1 protein-coding gene and 1 pseudogene are annotated in these 2,686 nt (G+C 64.7%); both read right to left on the bottom strand.

Features of this window, described 5'->3' with window-relative positions; genetic code table 11:
- A pseudogene (locus ADBZ5N_RS18580) lies at positions 1-1,257 on the bottom strand (type VII secretion protein EccC); the annotation flags it as partial.
- 2 nt (positions 1,258-1,259) lie between these two features.
- A partial coding sequence (eccB, locus tag ADBZ5N_RS18575; RefSeq protein WP_526260029.1) for a type VII secretion protein EccB occupies positions 1,260-2,686 on the bottom strand: 1,427 nt, incomplete at its 5' end.

The raw sequence follows: 2,686 nt of genomic DNA, 5'->3' as shown, positions 1-2,686 counted from the left end.
GGACCAACGCGCTAGCGCTCGGGCATATCTGTCCGCAGTGCTTTCCGCGAGCAAATCGGCGACGGCGTAGAAGGCATCACGGTGGCGTAGCCGTCCTTCCCGCATCTGAAAGCGCTCGTCGGCGTTAGCGAATCCGACGCCCTCACCCGGGCGGGTCGCCAGGCGCAGCATCGTGATTCCGGCCATTCCCTTCTGTCCAGTGACTGCTTCCCACTGCTCAGGGGTGCCGACGTTGTCGTCCACGATGATCCAGTGCGGGCCGATCGCGGATACTGCCCGGGAATCGATCGGCGAGGGTGTGGTGGTCGGGCTCGAACCGCTGGGTGGCGTCCATGGACCTCGGCCCTTGCGGTGTAATTCGGCGTCGAGCGCCTCTTCGAGGTCTGCCGGTGAGGTGAAGACCAGCCTTCGCAGCCCACAGGCGTCGAACATCTCGTCGTGTTGATTGTGTGGCAGCCACACCAACCAAGACCAGCGCTCAGGATTGCGGGTGACGACCATCAGCTTGACGTCGGCCGGACTGTGGTAGACCGCCAACGAGCACAGCGCCGCGCGCATCACGGCATGCAGGTCTTTGATGTCGTCGCCGACAAAGCTGAATCCGGGTCGAGAACGTAGGCTCACCACCTTGCCGATGTCGCGAATCTTGGTCTGCTCCAGAATGAAGTCCCGCAGAGCGCGGCCGGTCACCGGTTCGAGCTCCTCACCGATCGGCACCTCGGGCCATTGCAGTGAGACAGCGGAATCCGCCGCCGCCTGGACACCGATACCGAGCCGGACGTCTAGGAAGTCTGGATCACCTGGGCGCCGTTCCCACATCCGGGCGCTACCGATGATGGTGTCGAACCGCGCTGGATCACCGTGGACGTACAGCTGGCTGCGTCGCTGCTGCTGGGCGGCCCGCTGAACTTCGTCCCGGTCCTCGTCGAGTTGACGTAGATAGCTGCGGCGCTGTTTCTCCTGCTCACCCCAGCTGACGCGGCGACCCCGACCGAATCGCCCGCTGAACATCATCGCGCCGAAGGCGACCAGGCCGATGAGGGGAAACAGCCCGGCTTGCAGGGACCGGACCCCGGAGGTGTACATCACCACCAGGGTGCCGATGATGCCAACCAGCAGTGCCGGTGCGGCGATCATCAACAAAAGGTTGCGCGGTTCGCGTTCGGGTAGCGCCAGTGGAGGGCTCACCATCACCCGCACCGGTGTCACCGTGGGTGCGGCCTTGCGGGGCCCTCGGACGAATCCTCTCTTGGACATCGCTATCCCCCTGGCCCTTGCAGCAGGGCGGCTGCCGCGCCACCTGGATCGATGATGTCACGCGACAAGAGCGATCCCGCCCGGCTGATGGCAGGACCGGCTGCAAACGTGCGCACCAGCGGCCATGGCGCCTGGACCGCACGACTCGGGTCAATTCCCAAGGCCTGCAGAGTGTTCTGGTCCCATTCGATGCCGTACCGCACTCCTTGGGCGGAGATCCAGTACAGGCTCTCGCGGGTGTCGGAGGTGACGGCCCCACTTGTGGTGGCAACGAAGTTCGCTGCGCCGGGGAGCATCAACGTCTGCTGCGCCTCGACGGAATCCGAATCTCGGGCATCTCGAACCAGCGCGACGATGTGGCCGTCTTGGCCTGCCGGCACCGGCAGTCCTCGGCCGTTGTAGACGGTGACGGCGGCCTGCGGGTCACCTGCTGCCTTTGTCCAACTGACGCAGCTGACCGGACTGGCGTCGGTGTCGATGAAGTTGAGCTTGCCGGTCGGATAGAAGTCCACGTTGAGCACTTCAACCTGAGGGATGTCGACAAGCTGATCCGGGGAAATCAATTGGGGCGCCGCAGCGCCTTGGCTGTTCGCGGTGCGCAGGAGGTCGGCGACGAAGGCGGTGATCTTCTGGACACCGTTGGGCAGCAAGACGTAGAAACCGCTGTTGTTCCCATTGGCATCCTGGGTTTCCAACACTCGTCCAACCACAGAATCGGATAGAAACCGTGATGGCGTACCGGGCTCGGTAATCGCCGGAACCACAAGTGGCTCGGTGGCCGGGATCGCGTCAAACAGCGCGCTGGACAACTCGACGGGCCGCGTCACACCCGGATCCAGGCCAAGGTTGAAAGTGACCGAACGGTCAGCCGGGTCGATGCTGCTGCGTCGTCCATTCCAGATCAGGTAGGTGGTGCCCCGATGGCTGGCCAGCAGTGCCTGTTCGGTAGTCATTGGCGCGGCACGATCTCCGGAGAGTTGGCCGGCGATCGCGGTCACGACGGTCGATGCTCCGCTACCGCGCTCGGGAGCGGTATCGCAGACCGTCCAGGCCGATACTGGATTGCCCCTGATCGGAAGGTCGTCGGGAATTCCCGGGATGCCGATCATCGGTCCGGTTGGGTATTTTGCGATCTCGGCGGGCTTAACCCAACTCGGCGCAGCGGCGCTTCCGGTCGCCAGCCGGGCCGAGGTGAGGTTGAGCGCCGGGTAGAGGCGGCCGTCGATCCGGGCGTACAGCGCCCCGGTGTCCCGATTGCCGACGATCGCCGACTGGCCGACCAGTCCTGCGGGCCTGATGAAATTCAGCAACGCCATCCAGGCGCACCCCAGCAGGACGAAGACGACGGCGAGCGCGAGGGCGGCCTGCTGCTTGCGGTCGTCATGGCGCATCCGTACTGAGAAACGGGTAATCGCCGCGCGCAGTCTGC

The sequence above is a fragment of the Mycobacterium sp. genome, from assembly GCF_044370595.1.
In the GTDB taxonomy this organism is placed as follows: Bacteria; Actinomycetota; Actinomycetes; order Mycobacteriales; family Mycobacteriaceae; genus Mycobacterium.
Note: the sequence above shows the minus strand (reverse complement) of the source record. Positions and strands in the feature narration are given on the sequence as shown.